Here is a 14,768-nt window from a genome sequence, read left to right on the forward strand (position 1 = left end):
CCGACGAACCCCTTCCCTCTTGACGGCGGCGGCGACGCCGCCGCGCAATGCACCCACGGGGCCCTGCACGACCATGCAGGGCCCTTTTCTGCCGTGAACATCCAATCCCTGAGACTCCCCTGGCCCCGAACGCTCCAAAGCAAGGCGCGGTGGGCAGTGCTGTTGGTCTCCCTGCTGGCGCTGGGCAACGTGCTGACCATGCAGCTGCTGCTGCGCCAGTCCGACAACCTCGCCGCCACCATGAACCTGGCCGGGAAGATGCGCATGCTCGGCCAGCGCATAGCGCTCGAAGCCCTGGCCGAGCAGCGGCACCCCGATGACTCCTGGCCCACGCCCCGGGAGCGCTACGCCACCTTCGAGTCCACCTACGCCGCCCTGCGCGACGGCGGCAGCGCCTACGGGCTGGAGGTGCAGCCGCTGGACGCCCGCCTGCAGCCCGCGCTGCAAGCCCTGCACGAGGGCTGGCTCCGCTACCGCCTGGCCATCGACGCCCTGCTCCTGGCGCCGCCCATGGCCAGCGCGCAAGTGATGTCGGTCATGGCGGCCAGCGAGCACCTGCTGGCGCGCACGGAGGCCCTGATGGACCGCCTGGTGCAATTCGCCGACGACGCGCACCAGCGCGCGCTCATGAGCAGCCTGGCCCTGTTCGCCCTGGACGTGCTGCTGCTCCTGCTGGGCTATGCGCTGCTGTCGCGCCGCGTGCTGCGGCCCATCCACGTCCTGACCCGGCAATGCCGCGAGATGGCGCTGGGCCGCTACGGCACGCGCACGCGCCTGTCCACCAGCGACGAGCTGGGCGAACTGGCGCGGGTGCTGGACCATTCGGCCGCGCACATCGCCCAGCTGCTGCAGGACGTGGCGCAGGAGCGCTCCGCCCTGGCGCAGATGCAGGCCATGTTCAACGGCCTGGCGGAGAACACCGTGGCGGGCATCTACATGCTCGATGAGTCCGGCCGCATCATCTACGCCAACGAGCAGCTGGCGCAGATACTGGGCTACGGGCGCGCGCAGCTGTCCGACCGCTTCCCCATGGAGCGGCTTTTTCCGCCGCCGGCCCGCGCCGCGGCGCACCAGCACAGCGCGCGCCATGAAAGAAGCGCGCTGCGCGCCGACGGCTCGAAGATAGAGATCGAGATCTTCGGCTCGGCCATGACGTTCCAGGGCAGGCCCGCCGTCATCGGCCTGGTGATGGACATCACCGAGCGCAAGCGCGCCGAGATGTCCGCCCGCCGCGCCGCCCTGGTCTACCAGCACACCTCCGAGGCCATGGTGGTGACCGACGCCCAGGGCGTGGTGCAGGACATCAACCCGGCATTCACCGCCATCACCGGCTACGAGGCCGCGGACATCCTCGGCCGGCGCATGAACGTGCTCAGCTCGGGCCGCCAGGACCGCGCCTTCTACGAGGCCCTGTGGACCAGCCTGAGGGAGACGGGCAGCTGGAGCGGCGACATGAGGAACCGCCGCAAGAACGGCGAGGAGTTCGTCGAGCGCCTGACCATCAGCACCTCGTACAACGAGGACGGCAGCGTCCACAGCCACATCGGCCTGTTCGCCGACGTGACCGAGGCGCGCCGGCGCGAGGCCTCGATCTGGCGCCAGGCGCACTACGACCACCTGACCCAGCTGCCCAACCGGCAGATGTTCCAGCAGGACCTGCAGCGCAGCATGGACAGCGCGCGCGCCAGCGACCTGCCCCTTGCGCTGGTGTTCCTGGACCTGGACTACTTCAAGGAGGTCAACGACACCTTCGGCCACGACATGGGCGACGAGCTGCTGCGCCAGGTGGCGCGCCGCCTGCAGTCCTGCGTGCGCAGCAGCGACCAGGTGGCGCGCCTGGGCGGCGACGAGTTCACGCTGATACTGCGCGACCTCAAGCGCCTGGAGGACGCCCCCGCCATCTGCCGCAAGGTGCTGCACGCCGTGGCCCAGCCCTACGAGCTGTCCGGCAGCACGGTGCATGTCTCCGTCAGCGCCGGGGTGACGTTCTACCCGCGCGACGGCGACGACGGCGTCACGCTGCTCAAGCACGCCGACCTGGCCATGTACGCCGCCAAGGAGCAGGGGCGCAACCAGTTCTGCGAGTTCGCGCCCACCATGGAGCAGGAGGCGCAGAACCGCCGCCTGCTGCTGCGCGACCTGCAGCAGGGCCTGGACGAGGGCGAGTTCGCGCTGCACTACCAGCCGATCGTGGAAATGCGCAGCGGGCGCACCGTCAAGGCCGAGGCGCTGCTGCGCTGGAACCAGCCCGTGCGCGGCATGGTCAGCCCGGCCGACTTCATCGCGCTGGCCGAGGAGTCGGGCCTGATCGTGCCCCTGGGCGACTGGGTGATGCGCGAGGCCGCGTGCCAGCTGGCGCAGTGGCGCGAGGAGATCGCGCCCGCGTTCAGGCTCAGCGTCAACGTCTCGCCCGTGCAGCTCAATTCGAGCGGGCACTGCGTGCAGGCCTGGGTGGCGCACCTGCAGGACCTGTCGCTCCCCGGCTCGGCGCTGGTGGCGGAGATCACCGAACGCGTGCTGCTGGAGGCCGACAAGGACACCGACGCCCGGCTGCAGACCCTGCAGGGCGCGGGCATACAGCTGGCGCTCGACGACTTCGGCACCGGCTACTCATCGCTGTCCTACCTCAAGCGCTTCGACATCGACTACATCAAGATAGACCGCAGCTTCGTCAGCCTGCTGAGCCAGGGCAACGAGGACGCCACGCTGTGCCAGGCCATCATCGCCATGGCGCACCAGCTGGGCATATGCGTGGTGGCCGAAGGGGTGGAGACGCGCGAGCAGCACGACATCCTGCAGCGGGCCGGCTGCGACTACGGCCAGGGGTACTGGTACGGCAGGCCCATGCCCGCGCAGGAGCTCACCGAGCGGCTGCGTGCCCAGCACCGCGCGCCGCAGCCAGCTCCGGCAGAGCATGGATGAAGCCGTCCGCGTCCACCGCCTGCACCGGCTGGCCATGGTTGTAGCCATAGGTCACGAGCACCACGGGGCAGCCCGCGTCGCGCGCGGCCTGGGCGTCGTTGCTCGAATCGCCCACCATGAGCGTGCGCGCGGGCGCCGTGCCCAGCGCCTCGCAGGCCTTCTGCAGCGGCAGCGGGTCGGGCTTCTTGCGCGCGAAGGCGTCGCCGCCGAACACATGGTCGAAGAAGCCCTCCAGCCCCTTGGCGCGCAGCAGCGGGCGCGCGAAGGCCGTGGGCTTGTTGGTCAGGCAGGCCAGGGCCAGGCCCGCGCCGCGCAGCGCCTGCAGGCCCTCCGCCACGCCGGGGTAGAGGGTGGCGAACTGGCCGTTGATGGCCAGGTAGTGGTGTTCGTAGCGCTCCCAGGCACGGGGGTACAGCGCCTCCACCTTTGCTTCTATTTCAATAGCTGCTGACGCTTGTCCATCGGGCGTTAGGACCTGTTTCAGCACCGAACGCAGCAGGTGCTCGGAGCCCTTGCCCACCATGCGCGCTATCTGCGCGGGCGCGATGGCCGGCAGTTGCAGGTCGCGCAGCATGCGGCCCAGCGCCTCGGCAAAGTCGCCCAGCGTGTCCACCATGGTGCCGTCCAGGTCCACGATCGCCGCATCGGTGCGCGCCAGCAGCGCGGCCAGGCGGTCTTGCTCCATCACCATCGAAAAATCCTTGTCCTGCATGCGAAGGGCGCGCCCGGCGGGCACGCGGCGCGCGCAGTGTAATGCCGCCCCCCGCCCTGTGCGCACAGTCCGACAAGCCCGGGCGCCGGCTGCGGACATACGCTCCGCGCGATGCCGCCTATGCTGGGGCTTTTTCCATCCTGCGCATTCTCCCCAGGAGGTGTTACATGCACATCCACCGTTTCACCCTGCTGGCGCCTGCGGCCGCGCTGCTGTGCGCCGCCGCCGCGCAGGCGGCCACCAGCGTCCATGACCAGTACCGCGCGGACCGCGCCGCCTGCGCCAGCGAGCCCGCCGAAAGCCGCGCCGCCTGCATTCGCGAGGCCGGGGCCGCGGCCCAGGCCGCGCGCCAGGGCGGGCTGAGCAGTTCCGACGCCAGTACCTACGAGAACAACGCCCTGGCGCGCTGCGACGCGTTCAAGACGCCCGAGGACAAGTCCGACTGCATCGCCCGCATGGGCAGCAAGGCCACCGTGCAGGGCTCGGTCGATGGTGGCGGCCTGCTGCGCGAATCGGTCAGGACCTACACGGTCGAGCCATGACGCGCGGCGCCGGCGGTCACGCCAGCGCCGCGCGCATGGCGTCGATGACGGCCTTGTAGTCGGGCTTGCCGAAGATGGCGCTGCCGGCCACGAAGGTGTCGGCGCCCGCGTCGGCCACGCGGCGGATGTTGTCGGTCTTGATGCCGCCATCGACCTCCAGGCGGATGTCCTTGCCCGAGGCCTCGATGCGCTTCCTGGCCGCCTCGATCTTGCGCAGCGTGCTGTCGATGAAGCCTTGCCCGCCGAAGCCGGGGTTGACGCTCATGAGCAGGATCAGGTCGATGTCCTCGATCACCCAGTCCAGCACGTCCAGCGGCATGGCCGGGTTGAAGGTCAGGCCGGCCTTGCAGCCCCGGGCCTTGATCGCCTGGATGCTGCGGTGCACGTGCGCCGAGGCGTCGGGGTGGAAGCTGATCAGGTCGGCGCCGGCCTGGGCGAAGGCCTCGGCCAGCGCGTCCACGGGCTGCACCATGAGGTGCACGTCGATGGGCACGCTCTGGCCGCCCGGCGTGACGGCATGGGGCTTCAAGGCCTGGCAGACCATGGGGCCGAAGGTCAGGTTGGGCACGTAATGGTTGTCCATCACGTCGAAGTGGATCCAGTCGGCGCCGGCGGCGATCACGCTGCGCACTTCCTCGCCCAGGCGGGCGAAGTCGGCGGACAGGATGGAGGGGGCGATGCGGTAGGTGCGGCTCATGCCCGCGATTGTCGCAGCAGCGCCATCCGGGCCGCTACCATTGCGGCCATGCCGAAGTACCAGTTCCAGGCCGAGGTGCAGCCCCGGTACCTGCCCGAGCAGTCCTCCCCCGCGGACGGCGTGTATGGCTTTGCCTACACCATCACCATCACGAACACCGGCGACGTCAGCGCGCAGCTGATCTCGCGCCACTGGATCATCTGCGACGCGAACGGCCATGTGCAGGAGGTCAAGGGCCTGGGCGTGGTCGGCCAGCAGCCGCTGCTCCGACCCGGCGAGTCCTTCGAGTACACCAGCGGCTGCCGCCTGCGCACGGCCAGCGGCAGCATGCACGGCAGCTACTTCTGCGTGGCCGAGGACGGCGAGCCGTTCACCTGCCCCGTCGCCCTGTTCGTGCTCGAAGCCATGTCGCCGCAGACCCCCGGCGAGCCGTTTTCGTCCCGGGTGCTGCATTGAGCCGCAAGACCCCTGACCTGGCGCGCCTGCTGGCCGCCCTAGACCCCACGGCGCCCCTGGCGCAGCGCCACCTGCAGCTCATCGCCCTGCTGGGCTGGGTGCGCGGCGACGGCAGCGCCGTGGAAGCGGCCACGGGCCGCGTGGCCCTGCTGGTGGAGGCCGCCGAGCGCGCGCCCGACGTGCGGGCGCGGCTGCAGGCCTGGTGGGCCGCGCTCACGCAGCACCTGGACATCACCACGCTGCTGGCCGACTTCGGCTTCGCGCAGCGCACGTCCATGGCCAGCGAGCTGGCCGAGCGCATGCGCTACAAGCTGCTGCCCGCCAACCCCGACACCGTGGACGCTTCCGAGCTGTTCATGCTGGCCCTGCCCCACGAGTTCGACGCGCGCTGGCTGGCCGCGCTCGACGAGGCCCTGCTCGCGCGCCTGCTGGCCGTGCTGCTGCCCGCGCGGGACGAGGACGACGGCAGCGCCAACCACTGGCAGCGCGCGCTGCTCGACGCCATCGCCTACTGCGCGGGCCAGATCCTCGCGACCGGCTTCGCGCCCGAGCTGCGCCTGCGCATGAGCGAGGCGGCGCGCGAGGAGCAGCCCTTTCACGCGCTGCTGCGCGACGCCGAGAGCCTGCGCGTGGAGGTGCTGCACCCGCTGCGCACGCAGGACCGGCTGCAGCAGGCCGTGCAGGGCCTGCGCGAGCGCCTGGACGCCTGCCGCGCCGCCGTCAATACCGTGTACGCGCATTTCGAGGACAACGGCATCTCGGTGGGTCTGGTGTTCCGCCTGCGCCAGCTGCGCGAGCGCATCCTGCGCGTGCGCGAACTGCTCGAATGCCTGCTCTCGCCGCGCCCCGCCGCGGCCGCGGTGCAGCTCATGTCGCACCTGGTCACCGTTGGGCGCGTGCGCCGCAGCGTGCGCGCGCTGGTGGCGACCAACTCGTCGCTGCTGGCGGCCAAGGTGGCCGAGCGCAGCGCCGAGACGGGCGAGCACTACATCACCCGCACGGGCGGCGAATACCTGGCCATGGTGCGCCAGGCCGCCGGCGGCGGCCTGGTCATGGCGTTCACCACGCTGATCAAGTTCGGCCTGTACGCGCTGGCGCTGTCGGCCTTCTGGGGCGGCTTCATGGCGGGCGTGAACTACGCGGCGAGCTTCGTGCTGATCCAGCTGCTGCACTTCACGGTGGCGACCAAGCAGCCAGCCATGACCGCGCCGGCCATGGCGGCCAAGCTCAAGGACCTCGGCGAGGACGAGTCGGTGGAATCCTTCGTGGACGAGGTCGCGCACCTGGTGCGCTCGCAGGCGGCCGCCGTGCTGGGCAACGTGCTGCTGGTGTTCCCGGGCGCCCTGGCCCTGGCGCTGCTCATCGCCCAGGTGCTGGGCCGGCCGGCCATAGACGCGCAGCACGCCGTGCATACGCTCGACGCGCTGCACCTGCTCGGCCCCTCGGTGCTGTTCGCCGCCTTCACCGGCGTGCTGCTGTTCGCCTCCAGCATCCTCGCCGGCTGGGTGGAGAACTGGTTCGTGCTGCACCGGCTGGACTCGGCCATACGCTACAACCCGCGCATCACCGCCGCCCTGGGCCGGCGGCGCGCCGAGCGCTGGGCGCGCTTCCTGCGCGGCAACATCTCGGGCCTGGCGGCGAACATCTCGCTGGGCTTCATGCTGGGGCTGGCGCCGGCGTTCGCCGCCTTCTTCGGCCTGGGGCTGGAGGTGCGCCACGTGACGCTGACCACGGGCCAGATCGGCGTGGCCGCCGCCACGCTGGGCCTGGATGCGCTGCACCTGCCCGCGTTCTGGTGGGCCGTGGCCCTGGTGCCGTTCAACGGCGCGCTCAACGTCATCGTCAGCTTCTACCTGGCCTTCCGCCTGGCCCTGCGCGCGCACAACGTGGGCCGCGTGGACCGCAAGCGCATCTACCGCGCGCTGCGCAGGCGCTGGCGCAGCGCGCCGCTGGGCTTTTTCCTGCCCCCGCGGCGCAGCATCTGATAAGGTGCCCGCGGCGCCCCGCCTTGCGCACCGTCCTACAGGGACCGCCGCGGGTCCGCAGATACAGTCGGTAAAAAGACCGTGGAAAGGCGCCGCCGGGCGCCGCGGCGCCGGACACGGCGCAGACATGCAGCGGGCCCGGCCCGCACGAACAGAAGGACACGCAACAATGAACGAGCTGATGAGCTTCTGGGCGCAGTGGCTGCGCCCATCGGCAGGGCTGCCCACGGTGCAGTGGGCGCTGCTGCTGGCGGTGGCCACGGTGGCGGGCTATCTGGTGCAGCGCCACAGCGGCCTGCCCAAGGTGGTGGGCTACTCGCTGGTGGGCACCATCGTCGGCCTGGCGGGCTTCGAGGGCGCCGTCTGGCCGCTGCAGGGCATCGGCCTGTTCCTGGTGGAGCTGGCCGTGGCCGTGGTGCTGTTCGAGGCCGGCGGGCGCATTCCGCTGCGCTGGTTCCGCCACAACCCCATGGTGCTGGTGCAGAGCATCGCCGAATCGGTGCTGACCTATTTCTCCGTGTACTGGGTCATGCTGTGGTTCGACGTGCCCGCGCACGCCGCCGGCCCCCTGGCGATCGTGGCGCTGGCCGCGTCGCCGGCCGTGCTCACGCGCGTGGTGAGCGACACGCGCGCCGCCGGCCCCGTGACCGAGCGCGCCATCGTGCTGGCCACGCTGTCGTCGCTGTACGCGCTGGCGCTGGGCAGCGCCCAGGCCGGGCTCATACAGCGCCCCGCCACGAGCCTGCTGGGCCAGGTGTATCCGGTGCTGGTGGTGCTGGGCGTGTCCGTCGCCGTGGGCGCGCTGCTGTCGCTGCTGATGCGCCTGGCGCTGCGCGTGATGAGCCCGACGAGCGAGAACACCGCCATCCTGCTGCTGGCGCTGATCGCGGCCAGCACCGTCGTCGCGGCCCACATGGGCGGCTCGGCGCCGCTGGCCGCGCTGCTGGGCGGCATGCTGCTCAAGCAGCTGCACCCGCGCCCCTGGGCCTGGCCGCGGCAGATGGGCACGGCCTCGTCGCTGCTCACCATGCTGATGTTCGTGCTCGTCTCCACCGTGGCGGCCCAGGGCGAATGGAACGCCCCCGTGGCCACCAGCGTGGTGGCGCTGATCCTGGTGCGCCTGCTGGCCAAGGCCGTGGGCGTGGGCGTGGGCAACGTGGGCAGCGGCGCGAGCTGGCGCCAGGCGTTCTGGGTGGGCTGCGCGATGACGCCCATGTCGGCCATCGCGCTGCTCGTGGCCTCGCAGTTCGTGGTGGCGTCGAGCACCACGGGCGAGCTGATCGCGCGCATCGCCCTGCCCGCCATCCTGGTGATGGAGATGCTGGGCGCCGTGATCGCCACCTACGCCATCTACCGCGCCGGGGAGAGCGCCAAGCCCTGGCCGCCGCAGGCCGAGCGCGGCGGCAACACTGGAGAGAGCAGCCGTGAGTCTTGAAGCCTTCCACCATTCCGAACCGCTGACCCTGGGCGTGGAGCTGGAGCTGCAGCTCGTCAACACGCACGACTACGATCTCGCGCCCTACGCCGAGGACATGCTACGCCTGATGCACAAGACGCCGCTGCCCGGCAGCGTGGTGCCCGAGATGACGAACAGCATGATCGAGATCTCCACCGGCGTGTGCCACAGCAGCAGCGAGGTGCTGGGCCAGCTCACGCAGATCCGCGACGCGCTGGTCAAGAGCGCCGACAAGCTCAACATCGCCGTGGTCGGCGGCGGCACGCACCCGTTCCAGCAGTGGCACGAGCGGCGCATCTACGACAAGCCGCGCTTCCAGGAGCTGTCGCAGCTGTACGGCTACCTGTCCAAGCAGTTCACCATCTTCGGCCAGCACGTGCACATCGGCTGCCCCGACGCCGACGCGGCCCTGCTGATGCTGCACCGCATGAGCCGCTACATCCCGCACTGCATCGCGCTGTCGGCCTCCAGCCCCTACGTGCAGGGGCAGGACACGGCCTTCGACTCGGCGCGGCTCAACTCGGTGTTCGCGTTCCCGCTGTCGGGCCGCGCGCCCTGCGTGCTCACGTGGAGCGAATTCGAGCAGTACTTCGACAAGATGACGCACACCGGCGTCGTCAAGAGCATGAAGGACTTCTACTGGGACATCCGCCCCAAGCCCGAGTACGGCACCATCGAGATCCGCGTGTTCGACACCCCGCTCACCATAGAGCGCGCCGCGGCCCTCGCCGGCTTCGTGCAATCGCTGGCCGCGTGGTTCCTGGCCGAGCAGCCCTTCACGCCCTGCGAGGACGACTACCTCGTCTACACCTACAACCGCTTCCAGGCCTGCCGCTTCGGGCTGGACGCGGTCTACGTGGACCCGGCCACGGGCGCGCACATGCCGCTGCGCGAGCACATCCTGCAGACGCTGGACCACATCGCGCGCCACGCCGGCAGCCATGGCGCCTCGGGCGCGCTGCACATCCTGCGCGGCGAGACCGCGCTGGGCCAGAACGACGCCCGCTGGCTGCGCGAACGCCAGCGCGAGGAGCAGCTGCTGGCCGAGGTCAGCCGCCAGGCGGCGCTGCGCTTTCGGGGCCAGCCCCTCTGACCGTGGGCGAGTTCGACCTCATCGCGCGCTACTTCACGCGCCCCGTGCGCCCCGGCGGCGGCGTGGCGCTGGGCGTGGGCGACGACTGCGCGCTGCTCGCGCCCGCGCCGGGCATGCAGCTGGCCGTCTCCTGCGACATGCTGGTCGAGGGCCGGCACTTCTTCGCCGACGTGGACCCCGCGCACCTGGGCCACAAGGCGCTGGCCGTGAACCTGTCGGACCTGGCGGCCTGCGGCGCGCGCCCGCTGGCCTTCACGCTGGCGCTGGCGCTGCCGCGCGTCGACGAACTCTGGCTGCAAGCCTTCGCCGGCGGCCTGCTGCGCCTGGCCGACGAGCATGGCTGCGCGCTGGTCGGCGGCGACACCACGGCCGGCCCGCTCAACATCTGCATCACGGTGTTCGGCGAAGTGCCCGCGGGCCAGGCCCTGCTGCGCAGCGGCGCGCGCGCGGGCGACGACATCTGGGTCAGCGGCACGCTGGGCGATGCGCGCCTGGCGCTGGAGGCGCTGCAGGGCCGTGTCCAGGTCCCCGCCGGCATGCTCGCCGCGGCGCGCGCGCGGCTCGAAACCCCCACGCCGCGCGTGGCGCTGGGCCTGCAGCTGCGCGGCATCGCCACCAGCGCGCTGGACGTGAGCGACGGCCTGCTCGGCGACCTGGGCCACATCCTGCGCGCATCCGGCGTGGGTGCCGAGATCGATGTGGATGAAGTATCTAAATTGATAGCTGCCAGCGCTTTATCCACGGGCGATAGAGGCCATTTCGACACCGAACTCTTGCGCCAGTGCACGCTGGCCGGAGGCGACGACTACGAACTCGCCTTCACCGCCCCGCCCGCACGGCGCGAGGCCGTGGCACGCGCTGCCGCCGCGGCGGCCACGCCCGTGGCGCGCATCGGCCGCATCCGCGCCGAACCGGGCCTGCGCCTCGTGGACGCGCAGGGCCGCGCCCTGGCCGGGCGCTACGCCTCCTTCGATCACTTCGCCGGCTGACCGCCTGGCCTGTTGGCGGCGGCCTGCGCATGCGCGGCAGCGACGGCCATCGCCGCCACGACCTCCTGCACGGTCTTGCGATGGGCATGCGGCAGGGCAAGGTACTGCGCCAGCATCTGGCGGTCCTGCAGATTGAGCTGGCGCTCCATGGCGCCCGAATCCATGGCCAGCACCGGGCCCGGACGCGGGCCAAAGCGCAGTTCGTCGGGGCTGACGTGCAGCCACTCGCTGAGAGTCCGGATCTTGTCCTGCATGGGAATCGACAGTCCGGCCAGCCAGGCCCGCGCGGTGTGCGCCGTGATGCTCTTGCCCCAGTAGCGCAGGTTGAATTCGCTGGCCACGACCGCTGGCGAAGGCCGGACGCCGGCAGCCTCCAGCGCCTGCTTCAAGCGGACGGAAAAGGCCTGGGCCTCTTCCGCATGAACTCCTTTTGCCATGGCGGCAACGGTATGGGCAGGCTTGTATCAAAACTTAAATTTCAATTACATTTGCGGTAAAAATCATTTACGAACCCTTCGGAAAACATCTGCCAGCATGGCCATGACAACCTCTCGCGGCACGCTCCAGCGCCCCGGCAGCCCAAGCCGGACGGACGGCTTCACGCTCATCGAGGTGATGGTCGTCGTCGCCATCGTGGCGATCCTGGCCTCGGTGGCGCTGCCGTCCTACCAGGCCTACATCCGGCGCGGGCAGTTGCAGGAAGGCTTCTCGCAGATGTCCGGCTTCCAGCTCAGGATGGAGCAGCACTACCAGGACAACCGCAGCTACAAGGACACGGCCGCCGACACCTGTCCCGCCACCCTGACCGCCGGCCTCACCAGCAAATACTTCACCTTCGCCTGCGCCAAGGGCTCCACGGGCGACTGGCAAAGCTACACCCTCACCGCCACCGGCAAGGGCTCCACGCTGGGCTACGACTACGGCATCGACCAGGCGAACGCGCGCAAGACCACCAAGTTCGCCGGCACCGCCCAGACCACCTTGAACTGCTGGGCCGAGCGCTCGGCCGCGTGCTGACGCCGGAGGCCGCCATGGGGCAACGCAGGCGCGCACACGGCTTCTCGCTGCTGGAACTGATGGTGGTGCTCACCCTCGTCGCCATCCTGGCGCTGCTGGCCACGCCCAGCATGGCCGAGTGGATGAAGAACCAGCGCATCCGGGGCACGGCCGAAGCCCTTTTGAGCGGCCTGCAGACGGCGCGCGATGAGGCCATCCGCCGCAACCGGCCCGCCAGCTTCTGGCTGGTGTCCGACCTGACGGGCGGCTGCGCCCTCTCCAGCACCAGCGGCACCTGGGTGGTCAGCCTGAACTCGCCCGCGGGCGCGTGCGATGCCGCGCCGTCGGCCACGGCCGATCCGCTGCTGGTCACCTCGCACGCCGTCCAGGGCGGCATGGACGTGAGGGCGGCGGATGCGGGCGGCAGCGCCGCCAGCCAGGTGCGCTTCGACGGCTATGGCCGCCTGGCCAGCCTCCCCGGCGGCGGCAGCCCCGTTGCCAGGATCGACGTGCGCGACCCCGCCGATGCCTCCAAGGCGGACCCCGCCACCCACACCTACCGCAGCCTGAGCGTGCTCGTCCACGGCACCGGCGCCATCCGCCTGTGCGACCCGCGCATCACCACAGCGGGCGACACGCGCGCGTGCTGAGCCACGCCCCCAAGCCACCCATGCCCCTCCTCCACCGCACACCCCGCCGCCGCCCCGCCCCGCGCGCACGCGGCTTCGTGCTGCTCGAAGCCCTGGTCGCCATCCTGCTGTTCGTGGTGGGCGTGCTGGGCATCCTGGGCCTGCAGGCCGGCATGACCCGCGCGCAGACCGAAGCCGGCATCCGCTCCGAGGCGGCCTACCTCACGCAGGAACTGCTGGGCCTGATGTGGGCCGACGTTCCCAACCTCGCGGGCTTCGCCATCAGCGGCGGCAGCTGCACCGCCACCGCCTGCCAGCGCTGGCTGGAAAAGGCCAAGGCCGCGCTGCCGGGCGGCGGGGCCGCCGTCACCGTCGCCGCCATCGCCGACGGCTCGACGGGCAGCGACGTGGACATCACCGTCACCTGGACCATGCCCGGCGGCGAGGCGCGCAAGTACACGACCCGCTCCACCATCGCCCTGAGCCACACGCCATGACACCCCCTCACCACCATGCGGCCCGCACCCAGCGCGGCATCTCCCTGCTGGAGCTGATGGTGGGCATCGTCATCAGCATGCTCACCGTGCTGGTCATCACCCAGGTGTTCCTCGAATCCGAACGGCAGCGGCGCATCCCCGCCACCGGGGCCGACGCGCAGGTCAACGGCATCCTCGCGCTCGACGCCATCCAGCGCGACGTGCGCCAGGCGGGCTACGGCCTGAGCGGCGGGCCCTGGGTGGGCGCGTGCACCACGGGCAACCTGGCCGAAGCGCAGGCCGTGGGCCTCGCCAGCCTGCGCCTCGCGCCCGTGGCCATCACGGCGGGCAGCGGCGCCGCGCCGTCGGACAGCATCGACATCCTCTCCAGCGGCAAGGTGGACGCCGCCATGCAGATCAAGCTGGCGGAAGACCACGCCAACGGCAACGGGAAACTCATCGTGCCCTCCACCCTGGGCATCGAGGCGGGGGACTGGCTCATCGTCTCCACCCCGACGGGCTCCCAGTGCGACGCATTCCAGGCGCAGGCCCTCGCCACCGCCGAGCCCTGGGGCATCACCCCCAGCGGCAGCGTGCCCGCCTACACCGCGGGCAGCCTGCTGTCCAACATGGGCGCCGCGCCCGTCCGGCGGCGCTGGAGCGTCTCCGGCTCCGCCGCCAGCGCCTTCGCGCTGCAGATGACCGACCTGGCGACGGCCAGTCCCGCGGCCGGCAGCGACGCCTACCCCGAAATCGTGCTGCTGCGCGCCTTCTACGCCAAGGACACCGACGCCGACGGCGCCATCGACACCTACGACACCGCCACGCCCACGGACCGGGCCGGCTGGAGCCAGGTGATCGGCCTGCGCCTGGCCCTGGTGGTGCGCAGCCCGCAGTGGAGCAAGGAAGAGGCCACCGCCAGCGCGCCCCGATGGAACCTGGGCAGCGCCACCGTGGCGGGCGGCGCGGCCTGCCCCGACGACGCCGGCAGCCAGTGCATCGCCCTCGGCCTCACCCACACCGGCACCGATTGGAAGCACTACCGCTACCGCATGTACGAGTCCCTGATTCCCCTGAGGAACCTGCTATGGAACGCCGGCTGACCCCGCCCGCCGCCACTCGCCGCCAACACGGCCTGGCCATGATCGTCGCCCTGCTGGTGCTCGTCGCCATGTCGCTGGGCGCCGTGGCGCTGGTGCGCTCCGTGAACACCGGCGCGCGGATCGCGGGCAACCTGGGCTTCCGCCAGGACGCCACCGCCAATGCCGACCGCGTGGCGCAGGAAGCCATCGCCATGCTCTACGCCAAGCTGACCGTGGACGCCGACAGCCTGAACAACGACCTGCCCGCCGAGGGCTACTACGCCAGCCAGCCCGCCAGGCTGGACGCCACCGGCAACGCCCGCGCGGGCGACGCCACCCGCGCCCTGATCGCATGGGACAGCGGCTACTGCGGCACCTACCCCAGCGCCAGCCACGCCAGCTGCAGCCACACGCCCAAGGCCAGCACGGCGGACCTGACGGCGGGCAACAGCGCCGCCTACATCGTCTTTCGCATGTGCGAATCGGCGGGCTCGGTGGATGTGTCCACCACCCGCTGCGCCACCACGGCCGCGTCCGTCTCCAACACCTGCCAGGGCGCCATCAACTACGAGAACGAGGGCAAGTGCCCCTCGGGCGCGGGCGTCACGCCGTACTACCGCGTGCTGGTGCGCACCCTGGGGCCGCGCAACACCGCGAGCTATACCGAGACCATCGTGCACTTCTAGCGTAAAAACCGCCCCCAGCGCTTGATGGATAAGCGCGGGCAGCTCAC

15 protein-coding genes are annotated in these 14,768 nt (G+C 71.0%); 12 read left to right on the plus strand and 3 right to left on the minus strand.

Going from position 1 to position 14,768, the window contains the following annotated elements:
• Positions 1-156 precede the first annotated feature (156 nt).
• A complete protein-coding gene (locus ALIDE2_RS21790; protein ID WP_013723156.1) occupies positions 157-2,922 on the plus strand; it encodes an EAL domain-containing protein in 2,766 nt (921 codons plus the stop codon).
• Here the strand turns inward: ALIDE2_RS21790 and gph are convergent.
• A complete protein-coding gene (gph, locus tag ALIDE2_RS21795; RefSeq protein ID WP_013723157.1) occupies positions 2,861-3,613 on the minus strand; it encodes a phosphoglycolate phosphatase in 753 nt (250 codons plus the stop codon). The two genes, ALIDE2_RS21790 and gph, sit on opposite strands and share 62 nt — an antisense overlap.
• A 188-nt stretch (positions 3,614-3,801) precedes the next feature.
• Here gph and ALIDE2_RS21800 point away from each other — a divergent pair, with 188 nt between their 5' ends.
• On the plus strand, positions 3,802-4,176 hold the full coding sequence (locus ALIDE2_RS21800) for a hypothetical protein (RefSeq protein ID WP_013723158.1): 375 nt from the start codon (positions 3,802-3,804) through the stop codon (positions 4,174-4,176).
• Between the two features lie 16 nt (positions 4,177-4,192).
• On the opposite strand, the gene rpe is transcribed toward ALIDE2_RS21800, so the two are convergent.
• The gene (gene rpe / locus ALIDE2_RS21805) at positions 4,193-4,873 is read right to left on the minus strand and encodes a ribulose-phosphate 3-epimerase (RefSeq protein ID WP_013520802.1); all 681 of its coding nucleotides are present in this window, start codon (positions 4,871-4,873) and stop codon (positions 4,193-4,195) included.
• A 48-nt stretch (positions 4,874-4,921) separates the two neighbouring features.
• Between rpe and apaG the strand changes: the two genes are divergently transcribed.
• From apaG to thiL, 5 genes are all read left to right on the plus strand, one after another.
• Complete coding sequence (gene apaG / locus ALIDE2_RS21810) at positions 4,922-5,329, plus strand: Co2+/Mg2+ efflux protein ApaG (RefSeq protein WP_013723159.1); 408 nt, start codon at positions 4,922-4,924, stop codon at positions 5,327-5,329.
• Positions 5,326-7,314 (plus strand): site-specific recombinase, encoded by a 1,989-nt coding sequence (locus ALIDE2_RS21815; protein WP_013723160.1) that lies wholly within the window; start codon positions 5,326-5,328, stop codon positions 7,312-7,314. Before apaG ends, ALIDE2_RS21815 begins: the two co-directional genes overlap by 4 nt.
• A 169-nt stretch (positions 7,315-7,483) precedes the next feature.
• On the plus strand, positions 7,484-8,749 hold the full coding sequence (locus ALIDE2_RS21820) for a cation:proton antiporter (protein ID WP_013723161.1): 1,266 nt from the start codon (positions 7,484-7,486) through the stop codon (positions 8,747-8,749).
• Positions 8,739-9,863 (plus strand): YbdK family carboxylate-amine ligase, encoded by a 1,125-nt coding sequence (locus ALIDE2_RS21825; RefSeq protein WP_013723162.1) that lies wholly within the window; start codon positions 8,739-8,741, stop codon positions 9,861-9,863. The genes ALIDE2_RS21820 and ALIDE2_RS21825 overlap by 11 nt, the downstream gene beginning before the upstream one ends.
• A 2-nt stretch (positions 9,864-9,865) precedes the next feature.
• Positions 9,866-10,852 (plus strand): thiamine-phosphate kinase, encoded by a 987-nt coding sequence (gene thiL, locus ALIDE2_RS21830; RefSeq protein ID WP_013723163.1) that lies wholly within the window; start codon positions 9,866-9,868, stop codon positions 10,850-10,852.
• On the opposite strand, the gene ALIDE2_RS25545 is transcribed toward thiL, so the two are convergent.
• On the minus strand, positions 10,837-11,289 hold the full coding sequence (locus tag ALIDE2_RS25545) for a hypothetical protein (RefSeq protein ID WP_013723164.1): 453 nt from the start codon (positions 11,287-11,289) through the stop codon (positions 10,837-10,839). The genes thiL and ALIDE2_RS25545 overlap by 16 nt on opposite strands.
• 103 nt (positions 11,290-11,392) lie before the next feature.
• On the opposite strand from ALIDE2_RS25545, the gene ALIDE2_RS25675 reads away from it, so the two are divergent.
• From ALIDE2_RS25675 to ALIDE2_RS21860, 5 genes are read left to right on the plus strand one after another with little or no spacing between them, the layout of a single operon-like run.
• On the plus strand, positions 11,393-11,869 hold the full coding sequence (locus ALIDE2_RS25675) for a type IV pilin protein (RefSeq protein WP_013723165.1): 477 nt from the start codon (positions 11,393-11,395) through the stop codon (positions 11,867-11,869).
• A gap of 14 nt (positions 11,870-11,883) precedes the next feature.
• Positions 11,884-12,498 carry a GspH/FimT family pseudopilin gene (locus ALIDE2_RS21845; protein ID WP_013723166.1) on the plus strand — a complete coding sequence of 205 codons (615 nt, stop codon included), beginning with the start codon at positions 11,884-11,886 and terminating at the stop codon, positions 12,496-12,498.
• A 20-nt stretch (positions 12,499-12,518) separates the two neighbouring features.
• Complete coding sequence (locus tag ALIDE2_RS21850; RefSeq protein ID WP_013723167.1) at positions 12,519-12,974, plus strand: type IV pilus modification PilV family protein; 456 nt, start codon at positions 12,519-12,521, stop codon at positions 12,972-12,974.
• Positions 12,971-14,056: a PilW family protein gene (locus ALIDE2_RS21855; RefSeq protein WP_013723168.1), complete on the plus strand. Its 1,086-nt coding sequence runs from the start codon at positions 12,971-12,973 to the stop codon at positions 14,054-14,056. Before ALIDE2_RS21850 ends, ALIDE2_RS21855 begins: the two co-directional genes overlap by 4 nt.
• A complete protein-coding gene (locus tag ALIDE2_RS21860; protein WP_013723169.1) occupies positions 14,041-14,721 on the plus strand; it encodes a pilus assembly PilX family protein in 681 nt (226 codons plus the stop codon). The genes ALIDE2_RS21855 and ALIDE2_RS21860 overlap by 16 nt, the downstream gene beginning before the upstream one ends.
• Positions 14,722-14,768: the final 47 nt, after the last annotated feature.

Source organism: Alicycliphilus denitrificans K601, assembly GCF_000204645.1.
Classification (GTDB): Bacteria; Pseudomonadota; Gammaproteobacteria; order Burkholderiales; family Burkholderiaceae_C; genus Alicycliphilus; species Alicycliphilus denitrificans.